The organism is Shewanella algicola (assembly GCF_014648035.1).
GTDB lineage: Bacteria > Pseudomonadota > Gammaproteobacteria > Enterobacterales > Shewanellaceae > Shewanella > Shewanella algicola.
In genome coordinates this window covers 1-19,013 of record NZ_BMQI01000027.1, presented here as the reverse complement: position 1 = coordinate 19,013, position 19,013 = coordinate 1, and the positions used below count along the sequence as shown (strand labels likewise).

Sequence of the window (19,013 nt, the reverse complement as noted above, 5' to 3'; positions counted from 1 at the left end):
GATTTAGATTAAAAATGTGTGAGAAAACGATGAATAAATTATTACGACAACCTTACTGGTTTGCGGCATTAATCGGTTTGAGTTTAAGTGCTTGTGGTGGCAGCGGTGATGACGGTACTTCAGAACCTGTTCAACCCGTTGTGACTTATCCTAGCTACACCTCTGTTATTGCATTAGGTGGTGACACTACCACGTTTGATGCCAATAGTTCCGGTCATGGCTTTTCAACGCCATCGGTCAATTTAACTGAAGATGAACTTGAATTGCATTTAGAAGGTGATGCCAATTTTGAGGCGTCATTTACTACCGCACCCAATGACCAACATCCTGAATTGGACGGCTTAGGTCCGGTATTCAATAATGCAGATTGTAATTCTTGCCATCAACGAGATGGTCGAAATTCAACCCCCATTGTGGCGGCTACTGAAACGCGTGTTAAATTAGGCTCTGCCGATGGTATATTTTTGCGCATAAGCAAAGCCGCTGCAGAACCTTGCATAGCAGGTACGGTTGACAATAATTACTGTGCGCCAATTAAAGTACCTGATTTTGGTGATCAATTATTTCACCGTGGGGTATTAAAAGCACGTGCCGATTGGCAAGATAATTCATTTGTAGGCCAAGCTGATGTGTATTTATCTTACGAGCGGCATGATGTCGTTTATTCTGACGGTCAAACAGTGAGCTTAAAAAAGCCTGTTTTTGAAGTCGAAAATCCTTATGATGCGCCAGGCGAAACCAAGCAAAGTGCGAATGTAACCTCTAATTTACTCCAAGATGATGTATTAATGGGTTGGCGTAATGGTATGCCAGTGTTTGGCTTAGGTTTATTAGAAGCCATACCAGAGGCAAGCATTTTGGCTAATGTGGATGCCGATGACAGTAATAATGACAATATTTCTGGTCGTGCAAATTGGGTATTCGATGCCATAAAGGCACAAAATGGAGATGTAACACCAGTATCATTAGGGCGCTTTGGTTGGAAAGCCAATACACCAAGTGTTCGAGTGCAATCATTAGGTGCATTACGTGGTGATATTGGTATTACTAATCCGTTATTTCCCGATGAAAGTGTCCTTGGTACCAGTTTGCATGACTCATATTTAACCCGCACAGGGTTTGTTGATACTGGTGAAGGTGTTGACGGTGCACCTGAAGCCAGTGCAGAGTTTAGTGATGCAGTGGTTTTTTATGCTGAAACATTAGCGGTACCCGCGAGACGCAATGTCGACGATAGCGATGTGCGTGAAGGTGCGCGATTATTTGAACAACTCAATTGTAGTGGTTGTCATACACCATCATTTGTCACCAAAACATCGGGCGATATTGGCGGAATAGCCATGAGTGACAGCTTGAAAGGCCAAACTATTTACCCATTTACTGACATGTTACTGCACGATATGGGTGAGGGGCTTGCTGATGGTCGACCTGACTTTTTAGCCGACGGTAATGAATGGCGTACTCGACCTTTATGGGGAATAGGGCTGACTCAAACGGTTAATCCGCAAGCGGGTTTTTTACATGACGGCCGAGCGGCCACCTTAGAAGAAGCGATTTTGTGGCATGGTGGAGAGGCTCAACAATCAACCGATGACTTTATGGCGTTAAGCCAAGATGAACGTTCGCAACTGGTGGCATTTTTAATGTCGCTATAAGCAAACTGAACTCGTTATTAATATGTTTAATCCCTTAGTCGAGCATGGCTAAGGGATTTTTCGTTAATATGCATCTTCAGGTTGATTGAGTATAACGATACTCATGTCGTGATCTGTTTCATGTAAATTTTTATGCTACTGAGCTAAGATGCTGTATTACTTTATATGATTTCAATTTGAGGTCAGCATGAGCCATATTTTACTGATCCATTCGAGTGTCCATGGTTACACACAAAAAATTTGTGAATACCTTAAAGGCAAGTTAGAAGCTCAGCAGCAACAAGTCACCATAGCCTCGTTGTCTGAAGTGCCCGATCTGGCCGAGTTTGACAAAGTGTTTATTGGTGCCAGTATTCGTCACGGTAAGCATCGTCCGGCGCTGTATCAATTTATCGAATCTCATCAACAACAGCTCGAAGCAAAACCTAGCGGCTTTTTTTCGGTGAGTTTAGTGGCGCGTAAACCGCTTAAAAACACCCCAGAGACAAACATGTATATGCAGCAGTTTTTAAGCCAAAGTTCATGGCAACCTAAGCTATTACAAGTATTTGGTGGCAATTTAGATTATCAAGGTTATGGCACTATGGACCGTAACATTATTCGCTTTATTATGTGGATAACCAAAGGCCCAACGGACCCCAACACCAAAGTAGAATTTACGGACTGGAGTAAAGTCGATCAATTTGCTCAGCAAATGATTGAGGCTAATTGATGAGCATAAAGCGTGTTTGGCAAGGTCTTGAGGCAGTATTACATGCATTGGTGTTAGCCATGTCATTGCTGTTGATCTTTACAAGTCCCTGGATACTCATTGGTAGGCAGTTAACCGAGCGCGCTGGCTTTTGGGATTTATTTCATGTTTATGGTGGTTTGTTGACCGCAATGGTGGCAGTGCTATTTTTACTTAAAGTGTGCAAGGGCGGACAATGGCGATTGTTTTTCCCCTGGTTGGTTCTTGATATCAAACCGCTACTGACTGATGTGCGTGGATTACTACGCGGCCAACTCCCTCATTCTGGTGGTAAGGGGTTAATCAGCGTTATTGAAGGGCTTGGAGTCATTTTACTGCTGCTGGTAGCGTTGACCGGTGTTGCATGGTTTGTGGCTGAACCTGCTAATGCATTAACCTGGCGTCATTATCATATTGTATGTGTTCATGGTTTTATCGGCTTTGTTGTTTTGCACTGCATATTAGGGCTGTTACACATTAGAGAGTTTTTTAGCTAACCTGAGCTCGGGATAAAAGTGTAGGTTAGTCCTGTTTATTATGTTTAAACCACTCAAGGGTAAATTGAATAAAACTACTCAGCCTTGCTGACTGGTTAATCATTTGCGGGTGCACAATATAAGTGGCCGATTGGTTCATGGTTTCATCGGTTAAAATGGCTTGTAGTTGACCTTGCTGTAACTCTCTATCGACAAGATATTGCGGACCTAAAATAATCCCTCTTGCAAGTAAGGCTTGTGTTTTGAGCATGTGATTATCGTTGATGCTCATAAAGCTGTTAATGGCGATGGTTTTATTGCCAAATGACCAATCACTTTGTTCTGCCGATGTTAAGCATCGGTGTAGATGCAAATCATCAATACTCTTAGGTATACCCGCTTTGTTAAGATACTCAGGCGCGGCGCAGCACACTTGTTGATAATCAAATAGTTTTTTAGCAACCATATTTTGTGGCGGATTTTGGGTTGCCCTAATGGCCAAATCAAAATCGTTTTTTGTCAAATCAAATAAGGTATAACTGCAATCAACGCTGAAATTCACTTGTGGATGTAGCACGCTAAACTCATGGCAAATGTCTAATAAATATCGTTGAGTAAATTGGCTCGGGGCGGTGATGCGGATTCTGCCTGCAATATCATCATTGTCGTGACGAATTTGTCGGTCAAGGTCCAGTAGGTCGGCTTTCACTTGCCCCATACTGGCTAATATCATCTGGCCTTGAATCGTCAACTTAACGCTGCGAGTGGTACGAATGAGTAACGGTCTACCGAGTTCTTGTTCAAGTTGTCTAATTTGCTCAGATAAGTAACCGCGTGAAATACCTAATTCGGCTGCCGCACCGGTAAAGCTCAACTGCTTGGCCACCTCACTGAATAAAAATAATCGCTCAAACTTTTTATGTTCTCGGCTCATTACACTTACCTATAATCGTCATCTATAAAGAACTGTAATCTGTTATTGGTAGATATATCAAATAATGATTTTGTTTTTTAACGCTTCTTATTTATCGCGTTTTTCATAAACTAGGCTTAATGAACGCAATGCGAAGAGCACTAAAATGACCCACTTACCTTTACGTGAATTTTTACCAAACGTTAGCTCGCTGGTATATGGCTGCATGGGGCTGGGCGGTGGTTGGAATGCTAATTCAATTAATGATGCCGATATTAAGCAAGCCCATCAGGTGATAGATGCCGCGATAGATAACAAGATTAATTATTTTGATCAAGCCGATATTTATACCTTTGGCAAAGCTGAGCAAGTGTTTGGCAAAGTATTAGCCGAGCGCCCAGCACTGCGACAAGAGATGTATCTGCAAAGTAAATGCGGTATTCGATTTGCCGATGATTTAGGCCCCAAACGCTATGACTTATCTGCGCAGTGGATCCAATCCTCAGTCGATAAAAGCTTAGCGCAGTTACATACCGATTACCTTGATGTATTGGTGCTTCACCGCCCAGATCCTTTAATGCAGCCAACTGAAATCGCGCAGGTGTTTAGCCAGTTAAAAACCGCCGGTAAAGTGCGCTTTTTAGGGGTGTCGAACATGCAGCAACACCAGGTACAGGCATTGCAGCAAGAGCTGGATGCACCGCTGGTACTAAACCAAGTTGAAATGAGTTTACAAAAACATGACTGGCTAGATGAAACCGTTTATGCAGGTAATCAAGCCGGTAAAGACATCAACTTTACCCCAGGTATGATGCAATATTGCCAACAACAGCGTATGCAAATTCAAGCATGGGGCAGTTTATGTCAGGGATTATACAGTGGCATGGATGTCAGCGACCAACCTATAGCGGTGCAACAAACCAGCCAGTTAGTACAGGCTTTAGCTGAGCAATATCACACCACGGCCGAAGCTATTTTGCTCAGTTGGTTAATGCAACACCCGAGTCAAATTCAGCCGGTTATCGGTACCACAAATTTACAGCGAATTAATGCCTGTAGTCAGGCGACTCAAGTATCACTGAGCCGCGAGCATTGGTATGCTCTGTATGTAAGCGCAAAGGGACAAGAATTACCTTAGTTAACCCGAACTCAGGTTAATTATTGCAGTATCGATGGGAGAGTTACCTAAGCGCTAATCAATGTAAATAATAAAGATAGTCATTTAAGAGGCCATATGGACACAAAAATAGGCACAATACTTACTGCGGCAATATTGTTATCGGCTTGTCAGCCAGCAGAGGTCGACAAGGAAAAAAGCCAGGTTATAGCCCCGCAAACGGCCGATGTGCAGTCTGCCGATACACTTGTTAAGGCGCAAGGTGCGTCAGACATTTATCAAGATTACTTACATCGCGATGTTCGCGATGACATTTTTTACTTTGTGTTACCCGACCGTTTTTATAACGGCAACAGCAAAAATGATAATGGTTCATTAACCCATGAAGTTTCGGCTGGCGGTATGGACTTAACTCATCCTCGTGGTTTTCATGGTGGTGACATTAACGGCATTGAGCAAAAACTCGATTACTTGCAAAACCTTGGCATTACAGCCATTTGGATGACACCGTTATTGCGTAATAAAGCCATTCAACCTGACGGTATTGCTCATCACGGCTATTGGATTGTCGACTTTACTGAAATCGACCCACATTTTGGCAGTAATGCCGATTTAAAGCAGCTCATTAACGCAGCACATCAACGTGGTATTAAAGTATTTTTCGACATTATTACTAACCATACGGCTGACGTGATTAAGTATCAGGAGTGTCACCAAGCGTCGGGCGAGTTTATTGCTCCTAATACGCACTGTGAATATAAGTCATTAGATCAAATCGCAAAAGGTGACAGTTACACGCCATTTATTCCCGAGGGCCAGGCTGAGGTCAAAGTGCCGAGTTGGCTGAACGATCCGCGTTACTATCACAATCAAGGCGACAGTACCTTTAAAGGCGAAAGCTCGCTTAATGGTGACTTTACCGGGTTAGATGACCTTAATACCGCCGATCCAGCAGTGTTAACCGGTATGATTGAAATTTACCAAAACTTGATTGAAGAGTTTAAGCCTGATGGTTTTAGGATCGATACCGTTAAACATGTCGATTTATCATTTTGGCAAACCTTTAGCCCCGAAATTGTTAACTTTGCTAAAGCGCAAGGGATCCCGCAGTTTCATGTATTTGGCGAAGTCTATGCGCCAGACCCTAAAGTACTCAGTCTTTATACTACAGAGGGAAAACTGCCCTCGGTACTCGACTTTGCATTTCAGCAAGTTGCGGCAGATATTTTCTACCGTAAAAAAAGCCCTGAATTAGCGCAGCAATTATTTGCCCAAGATAATCTTTATCAAGACAGCGACAGCCAAGCTGATTTGCTCATGACCTTTTTAGGCAATCACGACATGGGTCGTACCGGTCATTTTATTCAGCAGGCCAATCCAGATATGCCTGCTGAAGATAAACTGCTGCGCAGCATTTTATCGCATGCGTTTATGTTTTTATCTCGCGGCATTCCGGTGATTTACTACGGTGATGAACAAGGCTTTACCGGTGATGGAAACGATATTCACGCTCGCGAAGACATGTTTGCCTCACAAGTGGCCAGTTATAATGACAATACCTTGTTAGGCACCCAGGCTACTACCGCAAACGATAACTTTGACAGCAATCACCCACTGTATCAGGCCATTGCTCAATTAAGTGAGTTGCGTAAGCAGCATATATTGCTGCGCCGTGGTGAGTACCAAGACCGCCTTTATCAGGCGGATAAGCCCATATTTGCCTTTGCGCGCGTTGATGCGACAACCGGCGCTGAAATGTTGATGGTGTTTAACAGTGGCGAGCAAGCACACAGCATTGAGCTGGCAAACACTGCACAACCTTATCGGTTATTGCACTCATGGGGCCAACAACAAGCTGTGGTTAAAGGCGAGGCGACAGACACGGGCTTTAGCGTCACCTTACCAAGATTAAGCTACGCCATTTATACTAATCAACCATAAAATGTAAGGATTAGGGCATAAAGCTTAAGACTTAAGGCTTAGCACAAAGTAGGCAAAAAAATGGCTATCCACTGGATAGCCATTTTCTGTTTAAAGCAATTCACACTACTTTTGTAACGCTAAGTAGTTAATCAAACCGATGATGTCATCGAGGGTACGCATTTCATTTAAATTAATCGCGTATTTATCGTTAACAATAAAAGCGGGCACACTTTGTACTGCGTACATTACTTGTTGTTGACGCCATAAGCTGAGTTTTTTATCGGCAACTTCGCTGTCTGCAAGAACATCGTATTGCTTAGCATCAACGCCTAATTCGGCAAACACCTTTTTGATATCGTCACGGCTGTTAATCAATGACTTATGTTCATGACCTGCCGCGCTATGGTCATGACCCGCGGTATTGTCTTTACCTTGAATCGCACCAAACATGGCAATTTTTAACGCTTCTTTGTTATCTAACTCGTGGATAACCGCGAGTGAACGCATCACTTCAGTGCCTAAGTCGCTATTCATAAAGTCGACGTGCTTGCTGTCGAATGCCACCCTTTTGTCTAGGCCTTTTTTGATTTCAGGCAGGTACTGGCTTTCCATGTTAAAGCAGTTATGACAATAAAATGAAAAGAACTCAGTCACTTTAGGTTCGCTAGGGACCATGTTGTTAGAGATTTGGGTATAATGGGTGCCTTCAACAAATTGCGCAGCAAAACTGGTAATAGGAGCAACCGCTAAGGTCACGGCTAAAGCTAAATATTTAAACATGAACACCTCAAAATGGAGATAAATTTAAAGACAATAATGCCGCTAATGATGGCATAAATAGCCATGCACAGTGGCAAAATGTGTGTGATCAAGCTGTGATTTACGCAATTTTGTTTACGCGTTAGTCTGATAAGCGCCGCCTAACGCTCTGTCTCGCAGGGTTTGCCAGGCTTCGCATACTTCACGGAACCTCTCAGCATCACCGTCGTCACGATCGGGGTGCCATTTAAGTGCCAGCTTGCGCCATTGTTTGCGGATTTCTTTGTCGGTTGCGGTTTCATCTAGCTCGAATACTTTTAAAGCATGCCCTTTATGCATTAATTGAGCATTAACGCCAATAAATTGTTGGTAGCTTGACCAGAATGACTCGAGCATTTCACGTACCACATTAACGCTAGCGTCGTAGTTACTCCAATCAAGATAGTATTCACGTAGTGCACCGTCTCGAATATGTGCAATATCTGCATTGGCTGGGATAACTCTAAATATTTGAATTTCCATAGCTTTGACTTGCAACCATTGCCTTGGCATCAGCATATCTTGCAGTTCATACAAGGCATTCATTAGCAAAAAATTACGTTTGAAGAGATCTTTTTCAGGCATTGGATCGAGGTTGTGCATTAAGCCTTTGGTTTGCAGTTCGCTGGCTAAGTGATGCACTTTCCAGCTTTGACGTGAAGATTTGAGTAAAGTTAGCAATGGCCAAATAAGCGGATTGTCACCTTTAGCTCCTTCCATAACGCGTGCATCAGTGGAGTGAGACAGAGCATTTGCTGAATTATTTTGGGTATTTTTGTCTAGCAGCATAACGGTGTATTCATCCTGAATTGGCGATATCAATGAGTTGGGTATATCAACGAATTGGTCAAAAACACTATGCCATAGTCATCGTGAATGACAAGTAGATTTTATCGGCAATGATACCTGTTCAGTCTATTTGGGCACAGGTATCATCCGTCAAGCAAAGATTAATTTATCCATTTGAACCACTAGATGATAAGTTACGACTTAACTGAATAATTTTATGCTGACTTTGATCAATTATTTCTGATTCTTACAGGCAAGATAGATTTATTTGGTATAAAATTCGCCGCACTAAAATAACCAGAGGCCTTAACAATGACTGATAAACACTATATTAGCGCGCAACAACTTCTTGAAGATTCATTTAGACTGGCTGCGCAGGTATATGACAGTGGTTTTAGACCGCAGTTTATTGTCGGTATTTGGCGTGGCGGTGCACCGATTGGTATTGCAGTACAAGAATACTATGACTTCAAAAAAGTGGAAACTGACCACATTGCAGTACGCACGTCATCGTATTATGGCATCGGCACCGACAAGCAAGACAAAAACATTAAAGTTCATGGCTTGCATTATATTATTGAAAACGCCAATGCCAGTGACGGGTTATTAATTGTTGATGACGTATTTGACTCAGGCCGCAGTATTGACGCCTTAATTGGTAAGCTTAAAAAGTTTATGCGCCTTAATGTACCAAGCGATATTCGCATTGCGTGTCCTTACTACAAGCCAAAAAATACCAAAGTTGACCTAAAGCCTGATTACTTTATTCATTCATCTGAAGATTGGTTGGTGTTCCCGCACGAAGTTTCGGGTCTGGATCCAAAAGAAATTGCTGAAGGCAAATCTGATTTTAAAAACATCCAAGAGCTGTTTTTATAAACAACCAAGTTAGTCGCAATTTTACTTAGAACTTTGTTTAAAGTTTGCTAAAATACAAGACTATGCGAGTGCGTCAACATACTTATGTCACCAAGACGATATCAGTATGTTGGCGCACTTTTTTATCAGAATTGAGCGAAATTTAGTTAACATTATGGTTTCTGTAGAATTGTTTACCCCCGAGGCTCCGGTAAAGCGCCAACTTGAACTGCTAGCACCGGCTAAAAATGCAGATTACGGCATTGAAGCTATTCGTCATGGTGCCGACGCGGTTTACATTGGTGGTCCTGCATTTGGTGCGCGTCATAATGCTGGTAACAGCGTTGAAGATATTGCTCGTTTAGCGGAGTTTGCTCATCGTTATCATGCCCAGGTGTTTGTTGCCTTGAATACCATTTTAATGGATAACGAGATAGACAAAGCTCAAAAACTGATATGGGAACTCTACGAAGCTGGTGTTGATGCCTTAATCATTCAAGACATGGGCGTTTTACAACTGGATTTACCGCCAATAGCCTTACACGCCAGTACTCAAACCGATAACCGCAGCCCAGAAAAAACCGTGTTTTTAGAGCAGGTGGGTTTTTCACAGGTAGTATTGGCGCGCGAGCTAAATATTCCGCAAATTCGTGATATTGCCGCCAACACCAAAATGAAGCTAGAGTTTTTCATTCATGGGGCATTATGTGTCAGTTACAGTGGCTTGTGCAACTTAAGCCATGCGTACTCAAACCGCAGCGCTAACCGTGGCGAATGCTCTCAAATGTGTCGCTTACCGTGTAACTTAACCACACGTGACGGTGATGTATTAGCTGAAAATCAGCACTTATTGTCACTTAAAGACAATAACCAAACCGATAATTTAGAAGCCTTGATTGATGCTGGCATTAGCTCGTTTAAAATTGAAGGCCGCTTAAAAGACATTACTTATCTTAAAAACGTGACCGCTCATTATCGTCAGCAATTAGATGCCATTATTGCAAAGCGTAACGATCTTGAATCTATATCCCATGGTCGCTGCGAGTTTAACTTTACCCCTGACCCTGATAAAAGCTTTAATCGTGGTAAAACCGATTACTTTGTTAATGAGCGTACCGAAGCCATTGAGCATTTTAGTTCGCCAAAGTTTATTGGTGAAAAAATTGGCCGTATTACTCAAGTCGGAAAAGACTTTATCAAAATTGATACCAGCGAAAGTGGTAAAGATATTCAGTTTAACAATGGTGATGGCCTGTGTTATTTCGTAGAGCATTACGAAACTCAGCGTCTGTCTGATGACAAGTTATCGGGTGTACGAGTTAACCGCGCCGACGGCAATACCTTGTATTTAACCGAGGTGCCAAAAGACTTAAAAACCGGCGTGATGATGTTCCGTAACTTTGACCATAAGTTTGAATTAACATTAAACAAAGATTCGGCAACCCGTAAAATTAGCGTTGATATGCAGTTTTTTGATACCGATGACGGTGTCGGCTTAACCATTACCGATGCGCATAATATTAGTGCTACAGCCACGCTAACATGCGACAAAACACCGGCAAACGATCAAGCAAAAACCGCTGATAACCTTAAAAAGCAGTTGGGTAAATTAGGCAGTAGCGATTTTGTGTTAAACAAAGTCAACTTACAAACTGCGCAAATGTGGTTTTTACCAGCGTCGATGGTCAATGAGCTGCGCCGTGATGCTGTGAGCGAGTTAATGGCGGCACGAGTTGCTGCGTATCAGCGCCCTGAGCGTTGGGTGCATAATAAAGAAGCGCGTTTCCCACAAAAGGCATTAAGCTTTTTGTCTAACGTTGCCAACGAAAAAGCCAAATCGTTTTATGAACAACATGGGGTGATTCAAATTGAAGACACCTACGAAAAAAACACCGTGTTGCATGATGCCCCATTAATGGTCACCAAACATTGTTTACGCTACAGCTTTAATTTATGCCCTAAAGAAGTTGAGGGCATCAAAGCCGACCCGATGTTTTTAGACGTCGGTAAAGACAAGTTAAAGCTGGTGTTTGACTGCCATAAATGTGAAATGATGATCGTGGGCTCAAACCAGTTAGTGAAGCAGCAATAACGCGATCACAAAAAAGCGTTAAAAATAACCAATAATAGCTGCCCAAACTCGTGAGTATCGAGTACACTGCGCGGCTGAAATTTCATGGGTTTTGCATTGCGATGCCCTAAGTAGGATAGAAAAGATTATGAGCGATAGCAAAAAGTATGGTTTACGTGTTACACAAGTTGAAAACACGTGGAAAACCGAAATCACTCGTCGTATGACAGCGACTAAAACCGTAGTATCAAAAAGCCAAGATGGTTTTGCCACAGAAGCAGAAGCCATTGCATGGGGCGAACAGTCATTACAGGGCTTCCTGTCTAAGCAAGCTGATCGTAACAAGCGTAAAACTGAAAAACACCTAAAAGCAAAAAGTTTAGCGGCGGCTATCGCGGCTGAATCTGCCATTGATGAAGACGAAATCTTAGACGAAGATGACTTCAACTAAGTACTGCTCAAAATAGGTAAATGTTATAGATAAGTTTTAATTTCGGTATGTTCAGGATAGGATATACTTAATTAGAATGATTTTTAAACTAACTAATTCCTTGCAAGGATGTCTTTGGGATGAACAAGTTCGCTGCATTTATCTGCTACGCGGGGTGCGCTGGAATAGCCTGTCTATTGCCTCATGCCGCGTATGCTACTTTACCAGCATTGGTTACATTGGACTCCCAAAGTGACTCATCCGGCGTGCTTGTCATGTCGAGCGACGTACAAAAGCTTATCACTGTCTCCAAAACCTTTGGTTTTTTACCTCCTTTAGCGTGGAAACTTGCCTTTAATGAAAAGCGCGGCGACATGACCATGGCTGAATTTATACCTGCCAACGAAACCCTCAACGATTGGTCTAACTTAGTCTGTATGCAAGGTTTTGAAGGCCTAGCTGAAGATGTCGATCCTGCTGAATTTTTAGACTCAATGGCTGACACTTACAAGGAACACTGCCAGGGCGAAGTGGTTTATCAGCAATTAGGCAGTTTAAAAGTTGAAGGGCTTGAGGCTGTACACGGCTTATTAGGCTGCACTAGCATGCCCAATATTCATAATGCCTCGATTACCGTTTCAGCATCTTACATTACCAGTCCTCGTGGTGAGATGGGGTACTTTACTGTTATCAGCGATGACGATGATATCTACCTCGTGCATAAGTCTATTCGTACCGCAGTGTTTACCGCCGAATCAGCACCTATCAATCAACAAAATTATCGCGACTTTATGGCTGAGTAACTTACTCAAATATTAACGTGAATAATCCGCGAGTTGTTTTTTGCTTTGTTACTATCCGCTAAGCTGAGCTTCCGCTATAATCCTGCTGCTGTTTACACTGCATAAATCTAGGCAAAAGCTTAGGCAGGTAAGCAAAATGTTTAATAATTTAGTCAATCTTTACGGTGCCAATGTTGAGTCATTTCGACCCATTGGAGAATCGGGAAACCAGTGAAAGTCTGGTACTGCCCCCGCAACGGTGATTGGTGAGAGCCTTTGATGCCATGGTATCTCAGCTCGTGCGTACAATTTGAGTACCGTAACCTCAGTCCGGAGACCGGCCATAAAGATGATTTCGATGATTTCGGTGGGCAGATCTCGAGATGTGATGTTATGCCGTTTTTGGTTTACTCAGATGAGTAAGCCAAAAAGTGGTGGTCAATGTTGCGGCGCTTTTGCCCCATTTTTCCTTTCAGGAGTTAAAGGTAAATGGGTACTAAACCAACTACACTCGCACTATTAATCAGTGCAATGCTTTGCGCAACCAGTGTTAATGCTGTTGCAGCACCAACCTCTACAGAATCAATACCAAGTGTGTCAACCGAGTCAGATGTGACAATGGATGAGACGATTGTGGTCATTGGTCGTAATCAAGCTAATCCGTTAAATATTGCTGCCAATGTCGATGTTATTGATGCTGCCGATATTGAAATGAGTGGTGCCACCAACCTTACTGACTTACTGCGCGGCCAATCAGGCATACAGGTATCAGATAACAACTCTGGTGCGGTATTTTCGATGCGCGGTTTTTCTGCTTCGCAAGCCGTTAACAATACGCTTATTTTAGTCGACGGTCGTCGGTTAAATAACATTGATATTTCTGCCCCAAGCGTTGAATCCATTCCGCTTAATTTAATCGAGCGCGTTGAGATTTTATCTGGCAGTGCGGGTGTGCTTTATGGCGATCAGGCTGTGGGTGGCGTGATTAACATTATTACCAAAGCCCCAACCCAAACCGCTGGTGGCCTGCAAGTTAGTGGCGGCAGCTTTGACACCTATGAAGTTAAAGGCGATATCTCTGGTGCAATTAATGACACCTGGCGTTACTTTTTAGCGGGCAGTTATAACCAAAGCGATAACTATCGTGACAATAACGACAATGAAACCGGCTCTATTCTAGGTCGTATTCAGTACCAAACTGATGTTGAAGATTTTTATGTAGAAGTGAATTACTTCGATAATGATCGCCAGGCCCCAGGTGCATTAACCCTTGCACAATACCAAGATAACCCTCGCCAGGTTGCGTCATTTTCTGAGGGTGAATATTCACATGAAATGACCACCGCACTGCGCACTGGTTATCAATATCAATTGACTGACGTGTGGGCACTCGGTGCAGATTTAACCTATTCTGACTCTCTCACAACCAGCTTGTTATATGGCAGTGCAGGGCGAATTGAACGTGATTTATTGAGTTTTTCTCCAAAAGCTACAGCGCACTATCAACTAGAACACGGTGAATTAATATTAGTGACAGGGGTTGATGTGAGCCGCGGCGAAGCTGACTTTGATACTTTGTATATTCAACGTAATAACGAGCAAACGATGCAAAGCGCCTATGTGCAAGCCACTGTGCCGCTAAGCTCAACATTGTCATATGTTGTCGGTGGTCGCTATTCTGAAGTGACCGATGATTTGTCTGATCAACTACTTTATCCTGAAGGTGTTGAGCTCGACAATGATGCACACGCATTTGAGCTAGGGCTTAATTACCGCCCAAGTGCCGAGCATCGTTTTTATGTTCGCGCCAATGATAACTTCCGTTTTGCTAAAGTCGATGAGCAAGCTTACACGCCATTAGATGTGCAAGGGTTAGACCCACAAACAGGGCGCTCATACGAAGCGGGTTGGGATTACATTACGGCTACCCAAACGTTAAAAATCAATGCGTATCAACTCGAGTTAGAAGATGAAATCGTTTACGACGGCAGCCGTACCGATGGACCTTATGGCGGTGGCGCTAACGTTAACGCTGATGAGTCGCGCCGTTTTGGTGTGAGTTCAAGCTACGAGGTGCAGTTATCTAAAGATTGGCTAATGGGCGCATCGTATGACTATATCGATGCCGAATTTACCCAAGGTGATAACGATGGCAAAGCGCTATCCTGGGTGGCTGAGCATTCTGGTAAAGTGTTTATGAGCTACGATTTTGCAGATAATTGGCAAACGTTTGTTGAAGGCATATACACAGGCGAGCGTTACATGGAAGGTGATAACAGCAATGCCGACGACAAACTCGACAGTTATGTGCTGACTAACCTTGCATTAAATTATCGCCGTAATGCATGGACAGCCAGTGTGCGTATCGATAACTTATTAGATGAAGACTATGTAGGCACAGGCTATTATTCGTCTTATGGTAATGGTTATTACTCAGGTACGGGCCGTTCATTTAGAATTACTGCTGGTTACCGCTTTTAAAGGGTAAAACTAAGCGATATGAATACCAAAGCCAGTAACTATTACTGGCTTTCGTTTTAATATATCGTTAAATTAATTTATACCCAGATTTATTCACCAAAGGTAACTGATGCATATGACAAATCTTGAACAACAAGTACTGACTCAAGTTCAAGCTATTATTGGCAACGAAGAACAGGTCATTGGTCGCCGTGGTATTTTGATCCCTTTAAAAAAGGCCTTAATTAACGAAGCCGATATTCGGGTTATTATCGATACCGTTTCAGCCGATCCCGCGCTCGCAGCCCATTTATTACAACGTAGTAATACCGCACAAAATGCCGGTGTAGTGTCAACAAAAAGCCGCAGTGTGAAAGATGCCTTAATCCGTTTAGGGCAGGTGAATATTTACCGTTATGCGTTTTCGTTTTACTTAAAAGAGCGGCTTGATGAGCTTGCCGAACCGTACAAAAAATTAGTACAAGGTTACTGGGCATTAAATGAAGCCATAGCTCATGATTGTATCGAATTATTACGTGTAGAAAGCGAAGCGGGTTCGGCAATAAAAGTCGATGCTGATGAAGTGCAAACTTTAGCCTTGTTCAGTGTGTTTGGCCAAGTGATTGCGCTAACTGCATTTGCGTATTTGAATGCAGAATTACCAAGGCCTGTGTCGTTAAAGGTGCTTAAATCATTGATAGATCAGCAACAACAAAAACTGTCTCTAGAGGCATTTGAATCATTAGGGTTGGATGACGACTTACGCGATGAATTTTTAATAGCACATAACTTACGCCAAACACAAAACCCTGACTCAGCAGGACTTGTGCTTCGGCGCGTGTTATCTAAACGGAAACTATTGATTAACCCGTTGTAATTTCAAGCCTTCACTTGCAACAAGCTCAAGCCACTTTTGAATCAAATTTGCATTAGTGGCGTCACGGCGATAAGCGCCAAACAACGGGCGTTTTAGTCCTTCTGCCCCTAGTTTTACCGCAGCTAAACTCAAGCCTTGGCTCTCGCGAATTGACCATGTAGGTAGCGTCGCGACGCCATCATTACATGCCACTCGTTGCAATAGCATTGAGGTTAAATCGCATTGCTTTTGCTCACCAGGTTCAACCCCAGCAGGCTCTAAAAAGTGTTTGTAAATGTCCAAGCGTGCTAACGGTACTGGGTAACTAATTAAGGTTTCTTTCGTTAAATCAGTAGGGGTCACATACGCTTTTTTCGCCAATGGATGTTCGCTCGAGGTCACTAATTTAACCTCAAAATCAAACAAGTGCTGATACGCAACACTGTGTCCAGGCACAGGATCTGAGGTCAGTACAATGTCTAACCCACCGGTTTGCAGTGCATTGAGTGAATCAAACAAATGGCGGCTTGAAATATCAACCTGCGCATCAGGCGCATGTTGTTTAAATTGCTCATTGACTGGCATCAACCAACGAAAACAGCTATGGCATTCAATGCCTAATTTAAGTTGCTGACTTTCACCCTCAAGACCACGTTTAAGATCTGACTCTGTTGCAATCACCTTAGGTAAGATTTCTTCTGCTAAATTCAGCAGTCGCGCACCTTCATGAGTGAAAGTTAACGGTTTACTTTTTCGAACAAAAATCGCTGAGTTAATACGAGTCTCTAACTCTTTTATTTGATGAGAAAGCGCCGACTGGGTTACAAACCGCTTTTTAGCTGCACCTGCCAAACTGCCACTTTCTTTTAACGCCATCAAGGTGCGAAGGTGTCTAAGCTCTATCATTTTCTCTCCACATGAAACTTGCTCAACTAGCTGATGAAATCAATTCGATTGCTTGACTGCAGATTAACACAATAAACTTCTAGACGTCCAGACGCCTGTATTAGTTATTTTACATATTTAACTATTAATTTTAGTTAATAAAGCGGTGTTTCTGTATACAATATTCGATAACTGAGAATTACAGAGCAAGTTAAACGATTAACCAACACACCATACGAGTGAGAAACGTCGTTGCTGACTACGTAATATGATTGAAACCATAACGCCTCGAACGATAGAAAAAAGCGAACTGATAAGCTTAAGGCTATACTGATAAAGAATTAATTATTTATTAATAGCGCTTTAATGATCTGAAAATAAGGAGTTAAGCATGAGTCATACATATAAGGTTATTGAACTTGTCGGTTCATCGCCAATCAGCAGCGACGATGCAGTAAAAAACGCCATTGCCCAGGCCAATAAATCGCTAAAGCACTTACGTTGGTTTGAAGTAGTAGAAACCCGTGGTCACTTAGAAGAGGGGTTGGTTGCTCATTGGCAAGTCACTATAAAGGTGGGCTTTACCTTAGATACTTAACTTTTGTATTGAATCAGCAAATGCATCTACTTGCATTTGCTGATAAATAGTATTGACCGAATCTTGAAAGCGATTTATAACATGATTAAGGAAACAACAAACACAGTGACGTGAATGGCAAAGGATTTGTCTTACAAACGCTTTCTATTTATAGAAATGCTAGCCTGGTGGCAAGGCTGTATAAGCAACAAACAACTTATGCAGCAGTTTGGTATAAGTCGCCAACAGGCATACAACGACTTTAAACAATACTTACTTCAACACCCGCTTAATCTGCTAAAAACAGACCAAGGGTATTGCCCTGCACAAACGTTTACCCCTCACTACATTTCTGGTGAGCTCGGCCAGTATTTACACTGGTATGAAACCCACACAATTCTCGATAACAGCTATCAATCGCCTCAAGTGGCACACCTATCGATACCTGATCGCATCGTATCTGTACAAATAATACGTTTACTCGTTGCCGCTATGGAGCAACAAAAACGCATTGATGTTCAATATGTGTCGCTATCTCACCCTGAAAACGATGGTCGTATCTTTCATCCCCACACTTTTGTCAATACAGGCTTACGTTGGCATGTAAGAGGTTATTGTGAAAAGTCACAAGCCTACAGAGACCTAGTGATTAGTCGTTTTAAAGGTGAGCCAGAGTTACTAGACAGCTCAACGTACCCAGTGACTCAAGACGATGCATGGCAAACTATTATTCCAATCATATTACAGCCAGATTATCGTTTAACAGACGAGCAAAAATGGGTACTTGGTAATGACTTTTGCCTTACAGATGGCAAATTGATTATTAACACCAGGGCAGCGCTAGCTAACTATGTACTGCGCGAAATGCAAATCAATATCAAAATGTTAGACGGTACACCCGAGGCGCAACAATGGGTGCTTGTAAACCAAGATGACATTAAACAGTGGTTATTTTAATGCCAAGGCCAACAGACGCAGCAAAATCACAGCAGTCACAACGCTAAGTGTAAACTCACTTTACCTGTGTAAAACAACAGTATAGATGAGCAAATATTAAACGGTATACAGTGCAAGGACTTGGCACAAAGAGGTGAGCATGGACATTGCAGAATATTTTAAATATTGGGGTAAGGCGAAAAAAACGCTTGAACAAACTAGCGTCGATTATCATCTATTACCTTATCACTGTTTAGATGTAGCGGCTGTGGTCGACGTTTGGCTTACTGAATCTCGCACCCTACTAAAGCAAATAGCGTTGCAGATTAATTGTTCAGAGTCAGAGGCAAAAGCTATTGTTTTGTTTTATGTGTTATTACATGACTTAGGTAAATTTGACGCTAGGTTTCAAAACTTTGTAAAAGCAATCAGAGTTCAACTACAAGGGGATGAGTTTGAAGTTGAATCTGAAAAATATGATCATGGTTCATATGGTTATCTTCATTTCATCAGGTCTTATGGTCATAACGAGGCGATGAAAGCTGTAGCTGGGCACCATGGTTATTGTGATACCTCGATTGATCGAAATTTGACTGAGCCTGACGCAGATGAAGAGTTAATAGAACTAGATAAAAAAGCTAGAAAAGAGTGGGTTGAGTTTTGCTTAGATTGGGCAGGGCTAATTGCTATTCCTGGAGGGTGTAACAGATTCTGTGTAACTGCAATTTAGTTAATATACTTCACAATTCTGTCTTCG

The 19,013-nt window shown here is 42.4% G+C and carries 18 protein-coding genes and 1 riboswitch; of the genes, 14 read left to right on the top strand and 4 right to left on the bottom strand.

Going from position 1 to position 19,013, the window contains the following annotated elements:
- Positions 1 to 29: 29 nt before the first annotated feature.
- From IEY42_RS12650 to IEY42_RS12640, 3 genes are all read left to right on the top strand, one after another.
- On the top strand, positions 30 to 1,655 hold the full coding sequence (locus tag IEY42_RS12650; protein WP_188925566.1) for a di-heme oxidoredictase family protein: 1,626 nt from the start codon (positions 30 to 32) through the stop codon (positions 1,653 to 1,655).
- 187 nt (positions 1,656 to 1,842) lie between these two features.
- Positions 1,843 to 2,367, top strand: a complete 525-nt coding sequence (hemG, locus tag IEY42_RS12645) for a menaquinone-dependent protoporphyrinogen IX dehydrogenase (protein WP_188925565.1) — start codon at positions 1,843 to 1,845, stop codon at positions 2,365 to 2,367.
- Complete coding sequence (locus tag IEY42_RS12640) at positions 2,367 to 2,882, top strand: cytochrome b/b6 domain-containing protein (RefSeq protein WP_188925564.1); 516 nt, start codon at positions 2,367 to 2,369, stop codon at positions 2,880 to 2,882. The genes hemG and IEY42_RS12640 overlap by 1 nt, the downstream gene beginning before the upstream one ends.
- 25 nt (positions 2,883 to 2,907) lie before the next feature.
- Here IEY42_RS12640 and IEY42_RS12635 read toward each other — a convergent pair whose 3' ends face one another.
- The gene (locus IEY42_RS12635) at positions 2,908 to 3,795 is read right to left on the bottom strand and encodes a LysR family transcriptional regulator (protein WP_188925563.1); all 888 of its coding nucleotides are present in this window, start codon (positions 3,793 to 3,795) and stop codon (positions 2,908 to 2,910) included.
- A gap of 145 nt (positions 3,796 to 3,940) precedes the next feature.
- On the opposite strand from IEY42_RS12635, the gene IEY42_RS12630 reads away from it, so the two are divergent.
- Together IEY42_RS12630 and IEY42_RS12625 are read left to right on the top strand one after the other, a co-directional pair.
- A complete protein-coding gene (locus IEY42_RS12630) occupies positions 3,941 to 4,912 on the top strand; it encodes an aldo/keto reductase (protein ID WP_188925562.1) in 972 nt (323 codons plus the stop codon).
- A 96-nt stretch (positions 4,913 to 5,008) separates the two neighbouring features.
- On the top strand, positions 5,009 to 6,832 hold the full coding sequence (locus tag IEY42_RS12625) for an alpha-amylase family glycosyl hydrolase (protein WP_188925561.1): 1,824 nt from the start codon (positions 5,009 to 5,011) through the stop codon (positions 6,830 to 6,832).
- 105 nt (positions 6,833 to 6,937) lie between these two features.
- Here IEY42_RS12625 and IEY42_RS12620 read toward each other — a convergent pair whose 3' ends face one another.
- Both IEY42_RS12620 and IEY42_RS12615 read right to left on the bottom strand, forming a co-directional pair.
- Positions 6,938 to 7,594, bottom strand: coding sequence for a thiol:disulfide interchange protein DsbA/DsbL (locus IEY42_RS12620; protein WP_188925560.1), 657 nt, complete (start codon positions 7,592 to 7,594; stop codon positions 6,938 to 6,940).
- 114 nt (positions 7,595 to 7,708) lie between these two features.
- Positions 7,709 to 8,401 carry a DNA-J related domain-containing protein gene (locus tag IEY42_RS12615; protein WP_188925559.1) on the bottom strand — a complete coding sequence of 231 codons (693 nt, stop codon included), beginning with the start codon at positions 8,399 to 8,401 and terminating at the stop codon, positions 7,709 to 7,711.
- Positions 8,402 to 8,713: 312 nt separating this feature from the next.
- Here IEY42_RS12615 and IEY42_RS12610 point away from each other — a divergent pair, with 312 nt between their 5' ends.
- The 6 genes from IEY42_RS12610 (at position 8,714) to IEY42_RS12585 (ending at position 15,879) form a co-directional block, all read left to right on the top strand.
- On the top strand, positions 8,714 to 9,280 hold the full coding sequence (locus tag IEY42_RS12610; RefSeq protein WP_188919956.1) for a phosphoribosyltransferase: 567 nt from the start codon (positions 8,714 to 8,716) through the stop codon (positions 9,278 to 9,280).
- Between the two features lie 154 nt (positions 9,281 to 9,434).
- A complete protein-coding gene (locus IEY42_RS12605; protein ID WP_188925604.1) occupies positions 9,435 to 11,351 on the top strand; it encodes a peptidase U32 family protein in 1,917 nt (638 codons plus the stop codon).
- A 127-nt stretch (positions 11,352 to 11,478) separates the two neighbouring features.
- Positions 11,479 to 11,781, top strand: a complete 303-nt coding sequence (locus IEY42_RS12600) for a DUF3622 domain-containing protein (protein ID WP_188925558.1) — start codon at positions 11,479 to 11,481, stop codon at positions 11,779 to 11,781.
- A 119-nt stretch (positions 11,782 to 11,900) separates the two neighbouring features.
- The gene (locus IEY42_RS12595) at positions 11,901 to 12,563 is read left to right on the top strand and encodes a hypothetical protein (RefSeq protein WP_188925557.1); all 663 of its coding nucleotides are present in this window, start codon (positions 11,901 to 11,903) and stop codon (positions 12,561 to 12,563) included.
- 145 nt (positions 12,564 to 12,708) lie between these two features.
- A riboswitch (cobalamin riboswitch) is annotated at positions 12,709 to 12,902 on the top strand.
- Positions 12,903 to 13,031: 129 nt separating this feature from the next.
- Entirely contained in the window at positions 13,032 to 15,023 is a 1,992-nt protein-coding gene (locus tag IEY42_RS12590) for a TonB-dependent receptor (protein WP_188925556.1), read from the top strand.
- Between the two features lie 115 nt (positions 15,024 to 15,138).
- Positions 15,139 to 15,879 carry an HDOD domain-containing protein gene (locus tag IEY42_RS12585; protein WP_188925555.1) on the top strand — a complete coding sequence of 247 codons (741 nt, stop codon included), beginning with the start codon at positions 15,139 to 15,141 and terminating at the stop codon, positions 15,877 to 15,879.
- On the opposite strand, the gene IEY42_RS12580 is transcribed toward IEY42_RS12585, so the two are convergent.
- Positions 15,859 to 16,764: a LysR family transcriptional regulator gene (locus IEY42_RS12580; RefSeq protein WP_188925554.1), complete on the bottom strand. Its 906-nt coding sequence runs from the start codon at positions 16,762 to 16,764 to the stop codon at positions 15,859 to 15,861. The genes IEY42_RS12585 and IEY42_RS12580 overlap by 21 nt on opposite strands.
- 370 nt (positions 16,765 to 17,134) lie before the next feature.
- Between IEY42_RS12580 and IEY42_RS12575 the strand changes: the two genes are divergently transcribed.
- The 3 genes from IEY42_RS12575 (at position 17,135) to IEY42_RS12565 (ending at position 18,986) form a co-directional block, all read left to right on the top strand.
- Positions 17,135 to 17,341, top strand: coding sequence for a dodecin (locus tag IEY42_RS12575; protein WP_188919939.1), 207 nt, complete (start codon positions 17,135 to 17,137; stop codon positions 17,339 to 17,341).
- Positions 17,342 to 17,455: 114 nt separating this feature from the next.
- A complete protein-coding gene (locus IEY42_RS12570) occupies positions 17,456 to 18,277 on the top strand; it encodes a WYL domain-containing protein (protein ID WP_229780047.1) in 822 nt (273 codons plus the stop codon).
- A gap of 139 nt (positions 18,278 to 18,416) precedes the next feature.
- Positions 18,417 to 18,986 carry a CRISPR-associated endonuclease Cas3'' gene (locus tag IEY42_RS12565; RefSeq protein WP_188925553.1) on the top strand — a complete coding sequence of 190 codons (570 nt, stop codon included), beginning with the start codon at positions 18,417 to 18,419 and terminating at the stop codon, positions 18,984 to 18,986.
- Positions 18,987 to 19,013: the final 27 nt, after the last annotated feature.

Coding starts and splice junctions, on each gene's coding strand:
- IEY42_RS12650 (WP_188925566.1), top strand. CDS start 30: ATGAATAAATTATTACGACAACCTTACTGGTTTGCGGCATTAATCGGT.
- hemG (WP_188925565.1), top strand. CDS start 1,843: ATGAGCCATATTTTACTGATCCATTCGAGTGTCCATGGTTACACACAA.
- IEY42_RS12640 (WP_188925564.1), top strand. CDS start 2,367: ATGAGCATAAAGCGTGTTTGGCAAGGTCTTGAGGCAGTATTACATGCA.
- IEY42_RS12635 (WP_188925563.1), bottom strand. CDS start 3,795: ATGAGCCGAGAACATAAAAAGTTTGAGCGATTATTTTTATTCAGTGAG.
- IEY42_RS12630 (WP_188925562.1), top strand. CDS start 3,941: ATGACCCACTTACCTTTACGTGAATTTTTACCAAACGTTAGCTCGCTG.
- IEY42_RS12625 (WP_188925561.1), top strand. CDS start 5,009: ATGGACACAAAAATAGGCACAATACTTACTGCGGCAATATTGTTATCG.
- IEY42_RS12620 (WP_188925560.1), bottom strand. CDS start 7,594: ATGTTTAAATATTTAGCTTTAGCCGTGACCTTAGCGGTTGCTCCTATT.
- IEY42_RS12615 (WP_188925559.1), bottom strand. CDS start 8,401: ATGCTGCTAGACAAAAATACCCAAAATAATTCAGCAAATGCTCTGTCT.
- IEY42_RS12610 (WP_188919956.1), top strand. CDS start 8,714: ATGACTGATAAACACTATATTAGCGCGCAACAACTTCTTGAAGATTCA.
- IEY42_RS12605 (WP_188925604.1), top strand. CDS start 9,435: ATGGTTTCTGTAGAATTGTTTACCCCCGAGGCTCCGGTAAAGCGCCAA.
- IEY42_RS12600 (WP_188925558.1), top strand. CDS start 11,479: ATGAGCGATAGCAAAAAGTATGGTTTACGTGTTACACAAGTTGAAAAC.
- IEY42_RS12595 (WP_188925557.1), top strand. CDS start 11,901: ATGAACAAGTTCGCTGCATTTATCTGCTACGCGGGGTGCGCTGGAATA.
- IEY42_RS12590 (WP_188925556.1), top strand. CDS start 13,032: ATGGGTACTAAACCAACTACACTCGCACTATTAATCAGTGCAATGCTT.
- IEY42_RS12585 (WP_188925555.1), top strand. CDS start 15,139: ATGACAAATCTTGAACAACAAGTACTGACTCAAGTTCAAGCTATTATT.
- IEY42_RS12580 (WP_188925554.1), bottom strand. CDS start 16,764: ATGATAGAGCTTAGACACCTTCGCACCTTGATGGCGTTAAAAGAAAGT.
- IEY42_RS12575 (WP_188919939.1), top strand. CDS start 17,135: ATGAGTCATACATATAAGGTTATTGAACTTGTCGGTTCATCGCCAATC.
- IEY42_RS12570 (WP_229780047.1), top strand. CDS start 17,456: ATGGCAAAGGATTTGTCTTACAAACGCTTTCTATTTATAGAAATGCTA.
- IEY42_RS12565 (WP_188925553.1), top strand. CDS start 18,417: ATGGACATTGCAGAATATTTTAAATATTGGGGTAAGGCGAAAAAAACG.